The organism is Duganella sp. GW821-FHT07G03 (assembly GCF_059418605.1).
Window position 1 is genome coordinate 733,201 of sequence record NZ_JBWKQE010000001.1, and the last position, 17,565, is coordinate 750,765.

At 62.6% G+C, this 17,565-nt stretch carries 16 protein-coding genes and 2 tRNA genes; 2 read left to right on the forward strand and 16 right to left on the reverse strand.

What is annotated here, in order from left to right; translation table 11 throughout:
- The first annotated feature begins 257 nt into the window (after positions 1 to 257).
- Positions 258 to 1,418 (forward strand): sterol desaturase family protein, encoded by a 1,161-nt coding sequence (locus tag AC07OK_RS03350; RefSeq protein ID WP_494688942.1) that lies wholly within the window; start codon positions 258 to 260, stop codon positions 1,416 to 1,418.
- A gap of 65 nt (positions 1,419 to 1,483) precedes the next feature.
- On the opposite strand, the gene AC07OK_RS03355 is transcribed toward AC07OK_RS03350, so the two are convergent.
- From AC07OK_RS03355 to AC07OK_RS03370, 4 genes are all read right to left on the reverse strand, one after another.
- A tRNA-Asn gene (locus AC07OK_RS03355) sits at positions 1,484 to 1,559 on the reverse strand.
- Between the two features lie 61 nt (positions 1,560 to 1,620).
- Positions 1,621 to 2,991: an HD-GYP domain-containing protein gene (locus AC07OK_RS03360; protein ID WP_494688943.1), complete on the reverse strand. Its 1,371-nt coding sequence runs from the start codon at positions 2,989 to 2,991 to the stop codon at positions 1,621 to 1,623.
- A gap of 174 nt (positions 2,992 to 3,165) precedes the next feature.
- A tRNA-Asn gene (locus AC07OK_RS03365) sits at positions 3,166 to 3,241 on the reverse strand.
- 52 nt (positions 3,242 to 3,293) lie between these two features.
- Positions 3,294 to 4,496 (reverse strand): amino acid aminotransferase, encoded by a 1,203-nt coding sequence (locus AC07OK_RS03370; RefSeq protein ID WP_494688944.1) that lies wholly within the window; start codon positions 4,494 to 4,496, stop codon positions 3,294 to 3,296.
- A 113-nt stretch (positions 4,497 to 4,609) separates the two neighbouring features.
- Here AC07OK_RS03370 and uvrB point away from each other — a divergent pair, with 113 nt between their 5' ends.
- Positions 4,610 to 6,682 carry an excinuclease ABC subunit UvrB gene (gene uvrB / locus AC07OK_RS03375; RefSeq protein ID WP_494688945.1) on the forward strand — a complete coding sequence of 691 codons (2,073 nt, stop codon included), beginning with the start codon at positions 4,610 to 4,612 and terminating at the stop codon, positions 6,680 to 6,682.
- Positions 6,683 to 6,693: 11 nt separating this feature from the next.
- Here the strand turns inward: uvrB and AC07OK_RS03380 are convergent, their stop codons facing one another.
- The 12 genes from AC07OK_RS03380 to hflX all read right to left on the reverse strand — a co-directional run bounded on the left by AC07OK_RS03380 (position 6,694) and on the right by hflX (position 17,555).
- Positions 6,694 to 7,644: an alpha/beta hydrolase gene (locus tag AC07OK_RS03380; protein WP_494688946.1), complete on the reverse strand. Its 951-nt coding sequence runs from the start codon at positions 7,642 to 7,644 to the stop codon at positions 6,694 to 6,696.
- Between the two features lie 13 nt (positions 7,645 to 7,657).
- On the reverse strand, positions 7,658 to 8,293 hold the full coding sequence (locus AC07OK_RS03385; RefSeq protein ID WP_494688947.1) for an SdpI family protein: 636 nt from the start codon (positions 8,291 to 8,293) through the stop codon (positions 7,658 to 7,660).
- On the reverse strand, positions 8,290 to 8,577 hold the full coding sequence (locus AC07OK_RS03390; protein WP_494688948.1) for an autorepressor SdpR family transcription factor: 288 nt from the start codon (positions 8,575 to 8,577) through the stop codon (positions 8,290 to 8,292). Before AC07OK_RS03390 ends, AC07OK_RS03385 begins: the two co-directional genes overlap by 4 nt.
- An 84-nt stretch (positions 8,578 to 8,661) precedes the next feature.
- On the reverse strand, positions 8,662 to 9,258 hold the full coding sequence (locus AC07OK_RS03395) for a MarC family protein (protein ID WP_494688949.1): 597 nt from the start codon (positions 9,256 to 9,258) through the stop codon (positions 8,662 to 8,664).
- A gap of 67 nt (positions 9,259 to 9,325) precedes the next feature.
- Entirely contained in the window at positions 9,326 to 10,012 is a 687-nt protein-coding gene (locus AC07OK_RS03400; protein ID WP_494688950.1) for a choice-of-anchor E domain-containing protein, read from the reverse strand.
- Positions 10,013 to 10,050: 38 nt separating this feature from the next.
- Positions 10,051 to 10,713, reverse strand: a complete 663-nt coding sequence (locus tag AC07OK_RS03405; protein ID WP_494688951.1) for a choice-of-anchor E domain-containing protein — start codon at positions 10,711 to 10,713, stop codon at positions 10,051 to 10,053.
- Between the two features lie 246 nt (positions 10,714 to 10,959).
- The gene (locus tag AC07OK_RS03410; RefSeq protein ID WP_494688952.1) at positions 10,960 to 11,505 is read right to left on the reverse strand and encodes a phosphoribosyltransferase; all 546 of its coding nucleotides are present in this window, start codon (positions 11,503 to 11,505) and stop codon (positions 10,960 to 10,962) included.
- Between the two features lie 18 nt (positions 11,506 to 11,523).
- Positions 11,524 to 12,834 carry an adenylosuccinate synthase gene (locus tag AC07OK_RS03415; protein ID WP_217945403.1) on the reverse strand — a complete coding sequence of 437 codons (1,311 nt, stop codon included), beginning with the start codon at positions 12,832 to 12,834 and terminating at the stop codon, positions 11,524 to 11,526.
- 4 nt (positions 12,835 to 12,838) lie between these two features.
- Positions 12,839 to 13,999 (reverse strand): ATP phosphoribosyltransferase regulatory subunit, encoded by a 1,161-nt coding sequence (locus AC07OK_RS03420; protein WP_494688953.1) that lies wholly within the window; start codon positions 13,997 to 13,999, stop codon positions 12,839 to 12,841.
- Positions 14,000 to 14,161: 162 nt separating this feature from the next.
- Positions 14,162 to 15,076 carry a protease modulator HflC gene (gene hflC, locus AC07OK_RS03425; protein ID WP_494688954.1) on the reverse strand — a complete coding sequence of 305 codons (915 nt, stop codon included), beginning with the start codon at positions 15,074 to 15,076 and terminating at the stop codon, positions 14,162 to 14,164.
- The gene (gene hflK / locus AC07OK_RS03430) at positions 15,076 to 16,368 is read right to left on the reverse strand and encodes an FtsH protease activity modulator HflK (RefSeq protein ID WP_494688955.1); all 1,293 of its coding nucleotides are present in this window, start codon (positions 16,366 to 16,368) and stop codon (positions 15,076 to 15,078) included. Before hflK ends, hflC begins: the two co-directional genes overlap by 1 nt.
- Positions 16,369 to 16,385: 17 nt before the next feature.
- A complete protein-coding gene (hflX, locus tag AC07OK_RS03435) occupies positions 16,386 to 17,555 on the reverse strand; it encodes a GTPase HflX (RefSeq protein WP_494688956.1) in 1,170 nt (389 codons plus the stop codon).
- Positions 17,556 to 17,565: the final 10 nt, after the last annotated feature.

A 17,565-nucleotide genomic window follows, 5' to 3' on the forward strand; every position in this document is an offset into this window, starting at 1 on the left:
AAGGGCGAGCTCCTTGATCAGTCGGCGCAAGGGACACAAATTGCGTGTTGATTTGCAAATGGTAGGCCCATTTGCAGGAAATCTGTGAAAAATTATGCGGCCGCGCCCGTTGTATCAGTCGGCGCCGCCTCGCAGGAGGGGGATGCACACCCCGAGCAAGCTTTTCACATGACTGGCGGGGCCATTACGCTCGCGCCGACACTGTACTTGAGTTATCATTTCATACATTGTATATCTGCAACAATTGGAGAGATTGGATGAAAAACAAGGTCGTCGGCCAAGTCGGCGCTGCGGTTCAGGAAACGAGCGAGCTATTCAAGCAAAGCGGGCCGCTGCCGAAAGGACTGGGGCTGGCCAGTGGAGTGTTGGCGCTGACCCTGGCGATATTGTCTTTGCTAGGCGTGGCTGCGTTCCACTACCCGCAATATCTGACCACGCCCGAACTAAGGCATGCCTATTCGCCAGACCTGATCCGCCATATTCTATTCGCCGCGCTGGTGCTGTCCGGTTCAATCAGCCTGCTTAATGTGCTGTTCAAGCGCAACCGCAGCCTCAACGCGATCGCAGGCATGCTGGTATTGATCAGTGTCGCGGCTGGCGGCTCGCACGTGCCTGTCGCCGACTTCCCCGACCATACGCCGTACATAGGCCTGGATTGGTTCATCCTCGACCTGCTGGGCTCCACCATTATTTTCGCCGCGCTGGAAAAAATCTTCCCGCTTTATAAGGGCCAGCTGCTGTTCCGCAAAGAGTGGCAGACCGACATGGTGCACTTTGCGGTCAACCACTTCATCGTGGGCCTGGCGCTGCTGACGGTGAACTTCGCCATCCATCGTCTGTTCGGCTGGATGCAGAACGATAGCGTGCATGATGCGGTACAGGCCATCCCATTCCTGCCGCAGCTGTTGCTGTGCATACTGGCGGCCGACCTGGTGCAATACTGCTTACATCGCAGCTATCACGAAGTGCCGTTCCTGTGGCGATTTCATGCGGTACATCATTCGGCCAAAACCATGGATTGGCTGGCGGGTTCGCGCCAGCACATGCTGGAACTGATCTGTACCCGGGTTGGCGTGCTGGGTGCGCTGTACGTACTCGGCTTTAATAAGAGCGTGATGGATAGCTACATCATCATCGTCGGCTTCCAGGCGGTGTTTAATCATTCCAATGTACATCTGCCGTGGGGGCCATTGCGGTATCTGATCGTCACGCCGGACTTCCATCACTGGCATCACTCCTCCGACGACGTCGCGATCGACCGCAACTATGCGGCGCACTATGCCTTCCTGGATCACCTGTTCGGCACTGCCATCAAGGGCCAACAGGGTTTTCCCGAAAAATATGGCGTACAGGGCGACTACATGCCAGATGGGTTCTTGAAGCAGCTGAGGTTCCCGTTCCGGTCGCAAAACCAATGAACGCAACAAAAAAAGGGGTTACACGACTAAGCATGTAACCCCTTGATTCTGTACAACTAAAATTCTGGCTCCCCGACCTGGACTCGAACCAGGGACCTGCGGATTAACAGTCCGTCGCTCTACCAACTGAGCTATCAGGGAAAAGAGGCAACATTATAGCTGCTCACAGCCAATTTGGCTTCCCCTTGGGGAAAATTTTCCCTTAGCTGCCGTGGCGCCGCACATTCGCCACGCCCGCGCCGGTGTGCGGGCGTCTTGGCGGCATGACAACGCCAGCTTCGCCTGCCGGCGCGCCGGGTAAGTCATCATCCAGCATGCGCACCAGCGGCGCCAGCGCCAGCCGCTCGTCCGGCGTCGTGGTTTGCAACGCCAGGTCGCGCGCGATGTCGCGCAGCCGCCATTGAATTTCCCGGCAGGCCACCTCGCGCTCAAACAGCAGCATGTCGTCCGTCCCGGCGCCCAGGTCCGGCTCGGGCCGCAAATACACGTCCAGGCCGGTGCTGATGAACGCGCGGCGGATATTGCGCACCCGCTCCATCGTCTTGTGCAATAGCTGCAGCGTGCTGGGCGACTTCGCCGCCGCCCCCGCCGTCAATCCCTCGCCGATGTCGAGGATGGCCGCAATGCGGGCAAATAAACGCCCCACACCCTCCCCGCCCTGCGCGCGGACCGGATCGGCGCCCACTTCCGGCGCCGCCATCCGCAGCGCGCCCGAGATGGCCGACAGCAACTGGTGCGAGTGCTCGCCAGGAATGATCTTCAGCGCCAGCTCGGCCCGCTCCAGCGGATGATCCTTCAACAACAGGCCGGCGATCATCTCCGCCACCGCCACCGCCTGGCCCGGTGCGCTGATCTGGTCGCCGCCGATCTGGCGCGGGTAGCCGCTACCGTCGTAGCGCTCGTGATGCTCGGCCACCGCCCGGCCGACCGCGAACGGATAACCGCCCAGCTCGTCGATCAGCATCTGTCCGATGCGCGGATGCACGACCACGTGCGACCACTCGTGCGGCAGCAGCCGCCTGCCGCGCGCCAGGTGGGCCGGGGCGATGTACAGCTCGCCGATGTCGTGCAGCATACCCGACAGGCCCGCCACCATCTGGTCCTGCTCGCTCAGGCCCTGCTTCTGCGCCATACAGATGGAGAGCAGGCTGACCAGCACCGCGTGTTCCAGCGCATGGGCGCCGCTGCGGTCGGCCACGGTCAGCATCATCTCCAGCGCGCTGCCGAATTCCAGTTTGCCCAACTGCGCCAACACCGAGGCGCCGCCCTTGCTGGTGGCGCGCACGATATGCGCGACCGGCGCACTGGTGTCGATCAGGCGGCTGGCGATGGCGACGATGGCGCGCGCATCGACGCTGCCGCTCGCCCGCACGCAACTTTCAAACGGTTGCCGTAATTTATGCAGGATCAGCTTTTCCTGCAGCGCGCGGGTGACCTGGGTGCCCTTGGCGACCAGCTTCAAGCCGCGCACGTCGAGGATGTCGACGATCACTTCCACCTCCATGACTTCAGCCACCGACATCACCTTCTCCAGGTAGTGGCGATTGACAGGGGCGGCGTGCAGGGCTGACATGGGGTTCCTTCGGGTAGCGGCGCGAGGCCGGGATTTCAACTATCGAAATGATAGTCCAAAAGTTACCCAAATGCAATATACATTACTACGTAGAAATAAAAACCAGATTTCCCGCCGGGGACGCAAAAAAAAAACCGCATGTGGCGTTTAGGCACACATGCGGCTTTCGAATTCTGGCTCCCCGACCTGGACTCGAACCAGGGACCTGCGGATTAACAGTCCGTCGCTCTACCAACTGAGCTATCAGGGATTAGCACTGCATTCAGGTTAAGCTTAGTCGCTCAACCCGAAGAAGCAAGATTTTAAAGGACTTTGGCGATCGCGTCAATAACGATGTCAATGTTGCGGGAATTGAGCGCGGCGACGCAGATCCGGCCAGTATCGACCGCGTAGATCGACTGCGCGCGCAGCTGCTCGACCTGGGCCTTGCTCAGGCCCGAGTACGAGAACATGCCGACCTGGTCGCTGACGAAGGCGAAATCATGGGCCGGCGCCTTGGCCTTCAGCTTGGCGACGAAGGCGATCCGCATTTCCTTGATGCGCACGCGCATGCCGGCCAGTTCGTCTTCCCACATCTGGCGCAGCTCAGGCGTGGTCAGCACGGTGGCCACCACTTTGCCGCCGTGGACCGGAGGATTCGAATAGTTGGTGCGCACCACGCGCTTGAGCTGCGACATCAGGCGGCTCGCCTCTTCGCCGCTGGCGGCGACCACGCTCAGCGCGCCCACGCGCTCGCCGTACAGCGAGAACGACTTCGAGAACGAGTTCGACACCAGCAGCGGACCGCCGGCGGCGGCGAAGCGGCGCACCACGGCGCCGTCTTCGGCGATGCCGGCGCCGAAGCCCTGGTAAGCCATGTCCAGGAACGGCACCAGGCCGCCATTGGTCACGGCGGCGATCACCTCATCCCACTGGGGGGAAGTCAGGTCGGCGCCGGTCGGGTTGTGGCAGCAGGCGTGCAGCAGCACGATGGAACCGCGCGGCATGGCCTTCAGGCCGGCCAGCATGCCGGCGAAGTTCACGCCATGGGTGGCCGCATCGTAGTAAGCGTAGTTGTTGACGGTAAAACCGGCGCTTTCGAACAGCGCGCGGTGGTTCTCCCAGCTTGGGTCGCTGATGTAGACCTGCGAATCCGGCGCGAAGCGCTTCAGGAAGTCGGCGCCGATCTTCAGCGCGCCGGTGCCGCCGATGGCCTGCACGGTCACGGCGCGCTTCTCTTGAATGACGGCGCTGTCGGCGCCGAACACCAGCTCCTGCACCGCCTTGTCGTAGGCAGCCAGGCCTTCGATCGGCAGGTAGGTGCGCGGGGCCGGGGTAGCGATCAGGATCTCTTCCGCTTTCTGCACGCACGACAGCAGCGGCACCTTGCCGTTGTCGTCATAATAGACGCCTACGCCCAGATTGATTTTGGCCGGATTCTGGTCGGCGTTGAAGGCTTCGGTAATGCCCAGGATAGGGTCGCGTGGGGCCATGTCGATGGCGCTGAACAAGCTAGGATTCGTCATGATAAGATTGGATTCGATTGGAAGCGGTACGCAGCGGTTGAAGGTAGACAGCGCCCAATGAAAAACTGCTTCAGGCCGCTGGCAGGCCATTATTTTAACAAAGGTCGGACAAGATGGCTGATTTACCCGTAGTAGACACCCCAAACCCAACGGTAGTGACCTTCCCGGACTCGCCGTTCAAGCTGCACCAACCCTTCCCGCCGGCCGGCGACCAACCCACCGCGATCAACCTGCTGTGCGAGGGCATCGACGACGGCCTGTCCTTCCAGACCCTGCTCGGCGTGACCGGTTCCGGCAAGACCTACACGATGGCCAACGTGATCGCCCGCAAGGGCCGTCCCGCCATCGTCTTCGCGCCGAACAAGACGCTGGCGGCGCAGCTGTACTCGGAGTTCCGCGAATTCTTCCCGGAGAACGCGGTCGAGTACTTCGTCTCCTACTACGACTACTACCAGCCGGAAGCCTACGTGCCGCAGCGCGACCTGTTCATTGAAAAGGATTCGTCCATCAATGAGCACATCGAGCAGATGCGCCTGTCGTGCACCAAGTCGCTGATGGAGCGGCGCGACGTCATCATCGTCGCCACCGTGTCGGCGATCTACGGTATCGGCAATCCGACCGAGTACCACCAGATGATCCTGACGCTGCGCGCCAAGGACCGCGTGTCGCAGCGCGACATCATCGCCCGATTGATCCAGATGCAGTACACCCGCAACGAAGTGGACTTCGGCCGCGGCACCTTCCGCGTGCGCGGCGACACGCTCGACATCTTCCCGGCGGAGAATGCGGAACTGGCGGTGCGCCTGGACCTGTTCGACGACGAGCTGGAATCGATCCAGCTGTTCGACCCGCTGACCGGCCGCGTCAAGCAGAAGATCCCGCGCTTCACCGTCTATCCGGGTTCGCACTACGTGACGCCGCGTTCGACCGTGCTGCGCGCGATCGAGACCATCAAGGTGGAGCTGCGCGAGCGGCTGGAGTTCTACCGCAAGGAGAACAAGCTGATCGAGGAACAGCGCCTGGAACAGCGCACCCGCTTCGACCTGGAGATGATGGCCGAAATCGGCTTCACCAAGGGCATCGAGAACTACTCGCGCCACCTGAGCGGCGCCCTGCCCGGCGAACCGCCGCCGACCTTGGTCGACTACCTGCCCAAGGACGCGCTGATGTTCCTCGACGAGTCGCACGTGCTGATCGGCCAGTTGAGCGCCATGTACAACGGCGACCGTTCGCGCAAGGCCAACCTGGTGGACTACGGTTTCCGCCTGCCGTCCGCGATGGACAACCGGCCGCTGAAATTCGAAGAGTTCGAGCAGAAGATGCGGCAGACGGTGTTCGTCTCCGCCACCCCGGCCGAATACGAGCGCACCCACGCCGACCAGGTGGTCGAACAGGTGGTGCGTCCAACCGGCCTGGTGGACCCGCTGATCATCGTGCGTCCGGCCAGCTCGCAGGTGGACGACCTGATGTCCGAGATCACGCTGCGCGTCGCCAAGAACGAGCGCGTGCTGGTGACCACGCTGACCAAGCGCATGTCGGAACAGCTGACCGAATACCTGAGCGATCACGGCATCAAGGTGCGCTACCTGCACAGCGATATCGAGACGGTGGAACGGGTCGAGCTGCTGCGCGACCTGCGCCTCGGCACCTTCGACGTGCTGGTGGGGATCAACCTGCTGCGCGAAGGCCTGGATTTGCCGGAGGTGTCGCTGGTGGCGATCCTGGACGCCGACAAGGAAGGCTTCCTGCGTTCCGAACGCTCGCTGATCCAGACCATCGGCCGCGCGGCGCGTAACCTGAACGGCGTGGCGCTGCTGTACGCCGACCGCATGACCGATTCGATGGAGCGCGCCATCGGCGAGACGGAACGCCGGCGCGCCAAGCAGATCGCCTTCAACACCGCCAACGGCATCGTGCCGCGCGGCGTGCACAAGGTGATCCGCGACATGATCGACGGCGTCTACAGCCCGCAGGATGCGAAGGAAGAGCTGCAAGTGGCGCAGGAGACGGCCAAGTACGAATCCATGAGCGAGAAGCAGATCAGCAAGGAGATCAAGCGCCTGGAGAAGACCATGCTCGATCACGCCAAGAACCTGGAGTTCGAAAAGGCCGCGCAGGTGCGCGACCAGCTGCATCACCTCAAGCAGCAGCTGTTCGGCGCGCCGGGCGCGGACAATATCGCCTGAGGCTCAGTTGTTCACTTGCCCGCCGACGGCGCCTTGACGAAGCTGCTCAAGGCGTCGATCAGCTGCGGCGCCACCGGAAACTCGGGGCTGCCGTAGGATTTCTTCTGCATGGCCTCATCGTCGCCGACCATCTTCAGCAGATGGTTCATGCCTTCGACCACCACCAGCTTGGCGCGCGGCGCCGCCGTCGCCAGCGCCTGCGCTTCCGATGCCTGCACCTGGATGTCGGACGTGCCTTGCAGGATCAGCACCGGCATCGTCAACGCCGCAATCGCCGCGCGCGGATCGTGCTTCAAGGACGAGATCAGATACGGCTGCACCGACGGGTGGTACAGCATCATCAATCCCGGTGGCACATCGTCGACCGTCTTGCCCTGCTTGAGCGCGACCAGTATGCGTTCGTTCTGCGCTTCCAGCTCCGGCGGCAGCTTGGACTTGAGCTGCTCGCGCAGGATGTCGTCGAGCGGATGGCCGGCGCCGGCGATCAGCACGCAGGCATCGGTCGCCGCCTGTTTGCAGGCCTCGGCGGCGATTTGCGCGCCTTCGCTGTGCCCCGCCATCACCACGCGCGAGAAGCGCGGATCGGCGCGCAGCTTGCGCAGCCATGCGGTGGCGTCGTCGATGTAGTCGTCCAGGCGCAGATCCTGCTCCTTCCACACCGGCAGCGCGCTGGCGCCTATCGCGCGTTTGTCGTAGCGCACCGACGCGATGCCGCGCTGGGCCAGCGCCTCGGCCACCATGCGCAGCGCATCGTTAGGGCCTGGCAGCAGCTTGTTGTTACCGTCGCGGTCAGTGGGACCGGAACCGGCGTGCAGCAGCACCACCGGGAACTTGCCGCCGCCATCAGGCAGCAGCTCCGTTCCATACAAGGTGCCGCCGCCCACGTCCAGCGACACCGGACGCTGGGCCGCATGGGCCGACACCGACAACATCAACAAAGACAGCAAGAGCTTGAAGCGCATACCAATTCTCCGATCAGTGAGGAAGACGTTTGTAAAGCAGCAGCGAGTAGCCCACCGCCAGCGGCGCCCAGGCCAGCATTAGCGCCAGCAAGGCCCATATCGGGGCGCCCAGCCAGAGCGCGAGCAATCCCAGCATGCCGCTGGCCACCATCAGCTGCGCGGCCAGCCGGTGCGTGGCGTACCAAACGCGCTCGCTGGCCAAGGTCCACGGTGTGCGGATGCCCATGAAGAAGTTGCGGCGCACCTTGCCCATCGGGTTGCCGGCCAGGATAAGCAGCACGAACATGCCGGCCGGGATGGCCGTCCCCATCGGCACCGAGACCCGCAGCGAGGCCGCCAGCACCAGCACGTAGACGTAGGCAAGCAGGCCGACGACGACGCCGCTCAGATAGTAGTAGGTCGATTCAAAACCGTCGATCTCGAAGCGGCGCGGCGCGATCGACGGCATCACCACGCCCAGCCAGGCCACCATCGCCATCATGCCGGGGCCCAGCAACCACAAGGCCGCCTTGGGACCATAGCCATCGGCCACGCCACTGGCGTTCCAGTGCACCGGCACCCGCGCGGGCAACTGCGGCCAGAAGTAGACGGTGGCCGCGCTGGCGACAGCAATCAGCAAGGCGCAAAACAGCAGATAACGGGTTCTCATTTTTTCCTCCCTTTGGTTTCGGCGCCGGCCAGGTCCATCATCCATGACAGCACATCCTGGAGCACGGTGGTGTTCAAGCCGTACCAGATGGTCTGCCCTTCGCGCCGGCGCGTAATCAGGTCGGCGTCGGCCAGCACCGCGAAGTGATGCGACATGGTCGGCTTGCTCATGTCGAAATGCGCCGCCAGGTCGCCAGCCGTCATCTCGCCCGAACGCAGCAGGCGCAGTATCTCGCGCCGGCCCGGATCAGCGATGGCCTTGAAGGCGTTGTTGGAAGCATTCATATTAAGGCAGTCATCTAATTAGACAGTCATCTAAATATAGGCCGACTTGGGGACCAAGTCAAGCCACCTCCCCGCCTCACCGCATTAAAGCGTCTTGACGAACTCGCGTATGCCGCCGAGCAGCATTTCGACCGACATCGCCGTCAGGATCAGGCCCATCAACCGTTCGAAGGCCGTCATCACTTGCGGGCCGAGCACTTTCTGCAGCTTCTCGGCGCTGAGGAACACGGCCAGCCAGACCAGGCCCACGGCCGCCAGCGCGGCCACGTGCACCAGCACCTCGCCGGTGCTCTCGCGCGAGAACAGCAGCACCGTGGCCAGCGCCGACGGCCCTGCCAGCGCCGGGATCGCCAGCGGCACGATGAAGGGTTCGCCGCCCTCGGTGCGGCCCAGCACGCCGTCCGGATGCGGGAAGATCATGCGGATCGAGATCAGCAGCAGGATCACGCTGCCGCCGATGCGCAGCGACACTTCCGACAATTGCAGCGCGGTCAGGAAGTGGCGGCCGAAGAACATGAACACCAGCAGCAGCACGAAGGCGATCGCGCACTCGCGGATGACGATGCGCGAGCGGCGCGCCACCGGCACGGGGTTGAGCACGCTGGCGAACAGCGGCACGTTGCCGAACGGGTCGGTCACCAGCAGCAGCAGGATGAAGGTCTGGAAAAAATTCTGGGTCATGGCATCCCTGGGTCAAATGAAAAACGGGAGCCGAAGCTCCCGTTTGCAGTGTACCACCAGATTCGGCTTAAACCGATTTGCGGCGGCGTGCTACCACACCCATCAGGCCCAGGCCAGCCAGCAGCATGGCGTAGGTTTCTGGCTCAGGTACTGGGGTGGTGTAGGTGTACGTTACCTTGCTGTAGCCGTTGTACGACGGCAGTACCAGCGAACGGGTATTGCCGGAAATGCCAGCAACAGAGGCGCTACCGCTCGAAACCAGCGTGGTCGACAGCGTGCCGGCACCGGAGAACAGTGCCAGCGTCGCGCTGTCGCTGAACACATGGCTGCTGCTATTGGTGACAGCGCTGAAGGTGTAGACACCACCCGAGTGGCCGCCAAAGTCATTGCTGCCGTCGAAGGCGGTTTCAACAAAGGTGTGGCTGTCGGTATGCGTCAGGCTCAACAGCGTGGTCGCGCCGGACTTCAGCGTCAGCGCGGTATTCACCACGCCGGAAATGTTAGATCCCGAGCTCGTGCTGAGGTTTTCAGCCTTGATCGTCGTACCCAGATTGCTGAACAGTTCCAGCTGCACCGAGGTCAGAGTGCCCAGCGCGGTGTTGAACTTGGTAAGGTCCAGAACGCCGGTGCCGGCGCTCTTGGTGAACGCCACGGGAGTGGTGGAATTGACGCTGTAGCTATGGGTGGCCGCGGCAGCGCTTGCGCCGGCGGTCAATGCGGCAGCAGCCAGCAAGATTTTAGTCAGTTTTTTCATAGGATTTCCGCTAGATTATTCGTTGTGCCGATGTGGACTTAAGCTTTGGCGGCGCGCGATTTGCGCTTGGCGACGACACCCATCAGGCCCAGGCCTACCAGCAGCATGCCGTAGGTTTCCGGCTCCGGCACTGCCGCCGTGTAGGTATAGGTTACGGTGCCTTGGCCACCGGCCGTGGTGGCGAACTGGGCATCGATGCCATCGCCATCAACCGACGACCACGCCTTCGCTGCGATCAAGGCGTTGATGTTGCCGGCGCCGGTGAACAGCGCCAGATCGCTCAGGTTGGTATAGGTAGCCGAGTTGTATGCCACATAGCTGTTGCTGGCGCTGGCGCTGCCTTGGGCGGCCACGGTCAGGGTGGTGTTGATCAACGGCGCCGAGACCAGCACCAGGCTGGAGTTATCTGGACGATTCAGGAACACGTTGACGCCCAGGCTGACTGGAACATCGGTCGCGTCGTCGTTGTAGCTGGTCAGGTTCACACTGCCCGATACGTCGGCATAGACGTCGAACTTAACCGAAGTCAGCGTACCCAAACTGGCGTTGAATTTCTGGAAGCTCAGGAAGTCGCTCCAATCCGTGTCCTTGCTGACGATGACGTTACTGGTGTTCGACACGCTCACGGTGGTTGCGGAAGCGGCGGCCGCGACGAAGCACGATGCGGCGATTAGCAATTGTGCGATTTTGGTTGGTTTCATGAAGATTCCCTAGAATAATTTTTAACTTGAACTCGGTGTACAGCACTTGCTGAAAGGCACTGCCTCAAAACTTAAAGCAATCTTAACACGAAATATCCTATTTGCATTTCTTTTTACACATCTAACAGGATAAATATGCAACTTTAATTGCCTTAAAGCATATATTCGTTGTCCACGACACACAAATAAGAAAAGCGGCCAGTGGCCGCTTTTCTGTGGAGCAATAAACGCAGTGTATTGGGGCGTTTAGTTGGCGCTCTCACCCTTCTTAATCCATGCCGCCAGCTGGTGCGGACGGATGCCGTCGTAGTCTTCGAACGGCTGGTGGATCCATGGGTTGTGCGGCAATTCTTCCATCTGGTAGTCCGGCTTGAACACCGAGCTGCCCTTGGTCCAGATCACCGCCGAACGCACTTCGGTCACGCCCTCGAAGTTGTCGGTCAAGTGCTTCATCACCTTGACCAGCGTGACGCCCGAATCCGCCAGGTCGTCGACCAGCAGGATGCGGCCGCTCAGCGGGCCCTTGGTCATCGTCATGTATTTGGCGATGTCCAGGTCGCCGCGCACGGTGCCGGCTTCCTCGCGGTACGAGCTGGTCGACAGGATCGCCAGCGGCACGTCGAAGATGCGGGAGAACACGTCGCCGGGACGCACGCCGCCGCGCGCCAGGCACAGCACCTGGTCGAACTTCCAGCCGGACTCGTGCACCTTGAGCGCCAGGCGCTCTATCAGGCGGTGGTATTCATCCCAGGAGACCCAGAGGTGTTTGTCGTTCGTTTGTGGGGTCGTCATTTTTGTGCAATCCTTTTATTACTCGAATGGATGACGCAGCACGATCGTTTCCTCACGATCCGGGCCGGTCGATACCATGTCAACCGGCACGCCGACCAACTCTTCGATACGTTTGATGTAAGCGCGGGCCGTGGCAGGCAGTGCCGCCAGCGACTTGGCGCCCACGGTGCTGTCGGTCCAACCCGGCATTTCTTCGTACACCGGCACGCAACGGGCGGCTTCTTCAGCGCCGGACGGGAAGATGTCCACGGCCACGCCGTCGATGGTGTAGCCGGTGCACAGCTTCAGCGTTTCCAGGCCGTCCAGGACGTCCAGCTTGGTCAGGCACATGCCCGTCACGCCGTTGATCTGCACCGAACGGCGCAGCAGCGCCGCGTCGAACCAGCCGCAGCGGCGGGCGCGGCCCGTCACGGTGCCGAATTCGTGGCCCACTTGCGCCAGGTGATGGCCAACGCCTGCATCGGTAGGCAGTTCCGAAGGGAACGGGCCGGAGCCGACGCGGGTGGTGTAGGCCTTGGTGATGCCCATGATGTAGTGCAGCATGTTCGGACCGACGCCGGCGCCGGCGGCGGCATTGCCGGCCACGCAGTTCGACGAGGTGACGAACGGATAGGTGCCGTGGTCGACGTCCAGCAGCGAGCCTTGCGCGCCTTCGAACAGCAGGTTGGCGCCGGCCTTGTGCGCGGCGTACAGCGCGCTCGAGACGTCGGTCACCATCGGGCGCAGGCGCGGCACGTAGGCCAGCGCGTCGTCCAGGGTCTTCTGGTAGTCGACCTTGGGCGCCTTCAGGTAGTGTTCCAGCACGAAGTTGTGGTAGTCCAGGTTCTCGGCCAGCTTTTCGGCGAAACGGGTTTCGTTCAGCAGGTCGGCGATGCGGATCGCGCGGCGCGCGACCTTGTCTTCGTAGGCCGGGCCGATGCCCTTGCCGGTGGTGCCGATCTTGGCTTCGCCACGCTTGGCTTCACGCGCCAGGTCGAGTGCCGAGTGGTAAGGCAGGATCACGGGCGCCGCGTCCGACACCTTCAGGCGCGACGCGACTTCGACGCCGACCTTTTCCAGCTTGTCGATTTCGCGCAGCACGTCCGGCACCGACACCACCACACCGTTGCCGATGTAGCAGGCCACGCCCGGGCGCATGATGCCCGACGGGATCAGCTGCAGCGCGGTCTTGACGCCGCCGATGACCAGCGTGTGGCCGGCATTGTGGCCGCCCTGGAAGCGGACCACACCTTGTGCATGATCGGTCAACCAGTCGACGATCTTGCCCTTACCTTCATCGCCCCATTGGGTACCGATGACGACGACGTTTTTTGCGTTTTTCTTTGACATCACACTAACCTAAGTTTTTAAGAATCCAGTTGCTACCATTATCGTCGAGAACCAGAGCGCGATCGCACTCGAACTCGTCCAGTTCGTTGCTGTGACCCGGCATGCTTTGGATCACGACTTCGCCGGACTTGCGCAGTTCGGCGATTTTCTCCTTCAATTCCGGCGCATTGCCCCACGGCGCGCGGATCGAATGCTTGCGCTCCGCGGTCGGCAGCAGGCGCGCCAGTTCGCGCAGGTCGAGCGAGAAGCCGGTGGCGGGACGCGCCCGGCCGAAGGCCTCGCCTACGTGATCGTAACGGCCGCCGCGCGCCACCGCGTTCGGCAGGCCCGGCACGTACAGCGCAAACATCGCGCCGCTTTCGTACTGATAGCCGCGCAGGTCGGCCAGGTCGATCGCCACTTCGGCGCGATTGATGGCCGAGGCCGCCAACGCGGCCAGTTCCGCCAGCGCCTTGCTGATGCCCGGCAGGTCCGGCAGCACTTCGCGCGCGCGCTTCAATACTTCGATGTCGCCGTACAGGTTCGGCAACGCCAGCAGCGCGTCGCGCACCACCGGCGAATAATTCTTGGTCAGCGCCTGCAGGCCCGGCACGTCTTTGGCGCGCAGCAGCAGGTAGAGCTGGGCTTCATCCTTCAACGCCGCGGCGTCGCCTTCGAGGATGGCGCGCAGCACGCCGACATGCGTCAGGTCCAGCCGCACTTCGGTGAAACCGGCCAGGGCCAGCGACGCCAGCGCCAGTTCCTGGATCTCGGCATCGGCCTCCAGGCCGGCGTGGCCGTAGATCTCGGCGCCGATCTGCAAGGGCTCGCGGGTGGCGTGCAGGCCCGACGGACGGGTATGCAGCACGCTGCCGGCGTAGCACAGGCGGGTGACCGAGTCGCGGTTCAGCAGGTGGGCGTCGATGCGCGCCACCTGGATCGTCATGTCGGCACGCAGGCCCAGCATGCGGCCCGACAGCTGGTCCACCAGTTTGAAGGTGCGCAGATCGGTGTCCTGGCCGGCGCCGGTCAACAGCGACTCCAGGTACTCCAGCAGCGGCGGCATCACCAGTTCATATCCGTACAGACGGAAATTATCCAGCATCAGACGACGCAACTCTTCAATCTTGCGCGCTTCCGACGGCAAAACGTCGGCGATATTCTCAGGCAAAAGCCAATTCGGCATGGGGAGGCAGTTTAAAAATGAACAATGTGGCGCACGCGCCGAGGCCCGTGGAGCGGAAGGCCGAACCTGATATTTTACGCGAAAATGCGTTGCGGGAGGGGAAAAAGATACGCCGGGGAGCCATTCGACACCCCGGCGCAGGTCAGACTTTACTTTCCTGCTTTACTTCTTGCCGGCAGCCGGAGCGGCCGGGCCGGCGGCGCCGGAGCCCTTGAAGTACTTGAAGAAGTCCGAGCTCGGATCCATCACCATCACGTCGCTGCGATTCTTGAAGGTGGCGCGGTAGGCTTCCAGGCTGCGGTAGAACTTGTAGAACTCAGGGTTCTTGCCGAACGCTTCGGCGTAGATCGCCGAGGCCTTGGCATCGCCCTCGCCGCGGATCTGCTCGGCGTCGCGGTAGGCTTCGGCGATGATCACGGCGTGCTGGCGGTCGGCGTCGGCGCGGATCTTCTCCGATTCGGCGTTGCCGGTCGAACGCAGCTCGTTGGCCACGCGCATGCGCTCGGCCTTCATGCGTTCGTACACCGAGTTGTTGATCTGCTCGACATACTCGACGCGCTTGAGGCGCACGTCGATGATCTCGACGCCGATCTGCGACGACTCCGCCACCACCTTGGCGCGGATCGCTTCCATCACCTTGCCGCGCTGGCCGGAGATCACCTCGCCCACGGTGCGCTTGGTGATTTCCTCGTTCAGCGCCGCCTTGACGATCTGCGACATGCGGTCGCGCGCGCGGCCCTCGTCGCCGCCGAAGGTCACGTAGTACAGCTTGGGCTGGCTCTCGGCGCGGCCGATGCGCCACTTGACGAAGCTGTCGACCAGGATGTTCATCTTCTCGGCCGTGATGAAGCGCTCGGCGTCCGGGGTCTCGATGGTCATGATGCGGTTATCGAGGTAGACCACGTTCTGGAACGGCGGCGGCAGCTTGAAATGCAGGCCCGGCTCGCGGATGACTTCCTTGATCTGGCCCAGCGCGAACACGATGGCGTACTTGCGCTGGTCGACCACGAACATGGTGGACGACAGCAGCAGGAACGCGACGAAGGCCGCAATGAGGGTACTGGCTATGCGGTTCATTAACGACCCTCCCGTTCACGTAAGGCGTCGCGGGCGCGTGAATCGCGCTGGCGACTGACTTCCACCTGCGGCATCACTTCGGCCGGCAGTGCGGACGACGACGTCGAGGCGGCAGCCTGCGAGGCGGCGCGGGCGGCAGCGGCGGCGCTGTCGCTGGCCGCTGCCTGGGCGATCATTTTATCCAGCGGCAGGTACAGCATATTGCTGCCGGACTTGGCGTCGACCATCACCTTGCTGGTGCTGGTGAAGATCTGCTGCATGGTTTCCAGGTACATGCGGTCGCGCGTGACGCCCGGCGCCTTCTGGTACTCGGCCAGCACCTGCTTGAAGCGCGAGGCGTTACCGGTGGCGTTCTCGGTGATCATCGAGCGATAGCCCTCGGCTTCCTGCAACAGGCGCGAGGCGCTGCCGCGTGCGCGAGGAATCACGTCGTTGGCGTAGGCCTGGCCTTCGTTCTTCTGGCGCTCGCGGTCCTGCCCTGCGCGCACCGCATCGTCAAACGCGACCTGCACCTGCTCCGGCGGCTGCACCGCCTGCAGGGTCACGTTCGAGACCAGCACGCCGGAAGCGTAGCGGTCGAGGATCTGCTGCATCAGCTGCTGGGTTTCGAGGGCGACCTTGTCGCGGCCCTCGTACAGCACGAAGTCCATCTTGTTCTTGCCGACGATTTCGCGGATCGAGGTCTCGGCCACCTGGCGCACGGTTTCCTCCTCGTCGCGGTTGTTCACCAGCCAGGCCACCGGGTCCTTCAGCTTGAACTGCACGGCGAACTGGATGTCGATGATGTTCTCGTCGTCGGTCAGCATCAACGATTCGCGCGCCTGCTTGTTCTTGATGTTGTTGCGGTAGCCGATTTCCACCATGCGCATCTGCGAGACCTTGACGGTTTCGTCGCTCTGGAACGGATACGGCCAGCGCCAGTTGAAACCGGAACCGGTCACGTGGCTGATCTTGCCGAAGGTGTAGACCACGCCGGCCTGGCCTTCCTGCACGATGAAGGAGCCGCTGGCAAGCCAGATCAGGCCGATCACGGCGCCGATCGCGCCGGCGGTGGCGCGCATGCCGGCCAGGTCGGGACGACCGCCGCCGCTGCCACCGCCGCCGTTACCGTCGGGACGATTCTTCTGGCCGAAGAAGCTGTTCAGGCGCTGATTGAAATCGCGCCACAGCTGCTCCATGTCGGGCGGCCCTTCGCCGGGCTTCTTGCCTTCATTGGCTTGCGGCTTGCCGTCTTTTTTGCCCGAGCCCCAGTGGGGATCGTTCAGCGACAGCTTCAGGCCGAGACGTTTCATAAGTGACGAGACACGCATTAGTGTGATCCGACATGAGTGAGGGTGGGACTGCTATCCGGTTCCGCTGCTTCTTCGCCAGTGTCGCCAATGTCATAAGCCTGATTGAGCCGGGCACCCGGCGCGTTCTTGGCCCATTCCACGATGGCGCCGCGCAAAAGGTCCAGTCCTTGACCGGTGCGCGCGCTGAGGAAAACGCGGGAAATCTTATCATATTCATCCCGCTCGACCGACGGCTCCAGCCCTGCGGCGTCGATCTTGTTCCATACCAGGATCTGCGGGATATGATCGGCGCCGATTTCCTTGAGCACCAGGTTGACCTGCTCGATCTGCTCCATGCGCACCGGCGACGAAGCGTCGACGACGTGCAGCAGCAAATCGGCATGGATGGTCTCTTCCAGCGTGGCGCGGAACGCCGCCACCAGCTGGTGCGGCAGCTCGCGCACGAAACCGACCGTGTCCGAGATCACCACGTTGCCCACTTCCTGCCCCATGTACACACGGCGCGAGGTGGTGTCCAGCGTGGCGAACAATTGATCTGCGACATACACGCCAGCCTTGGTGACGGCGTTGAACAGCGTCGACTTGCCGGCATTGGTATAGCCGACCAGCGACACCGAGAACGTCTGGCTGCGGCCGCGCGAACGGCGCTGGGTTTCATGCTGCTTGCGCAGCTTGTCCAGGCGCGCACGCAAGGCCTTGACCCGCTCGCCGATCAATCGGCGATCGGTCTCCAGCTGGGTTTCGCCGGGGCCGCGCAAACCGATACCGCCCTTTTGACGCTCGAGGTGAGTCCAGCCGCGGATCAGGCGCGTGGCCAGATGCTGCAGCTGAGCCAACTCCACCTGCAGCTTGCCCTCGTGGGAGGCGGCGCGCTGGGCGAAGATGTCGAGAATCAGGCTGGTGCGGTCCAGCACCCGGATGTTCAGGCGCTTTTCCAGGTTGCGCTGCTGGGCAGGCGACAGGGCGTGGTTGAAGATGACGATTTCGACGCGGTGATCCAGCACGGCCAGACCGATTTCATCGGCCTTGCCGCTGCCGACGAAATAGGCGGCGTCCGGGGAGGAACGCTTGGCCGTGATCGTCGTCACCGGTTCCGCACCTGCCGAGCGTGCCAGCAGGTTCAGTTCCTCGACGCTGGCGGCGAAGTCGCCTTGACCGAAATCGATACCGACTAGAGCTGCGCGCATACGACGGTCA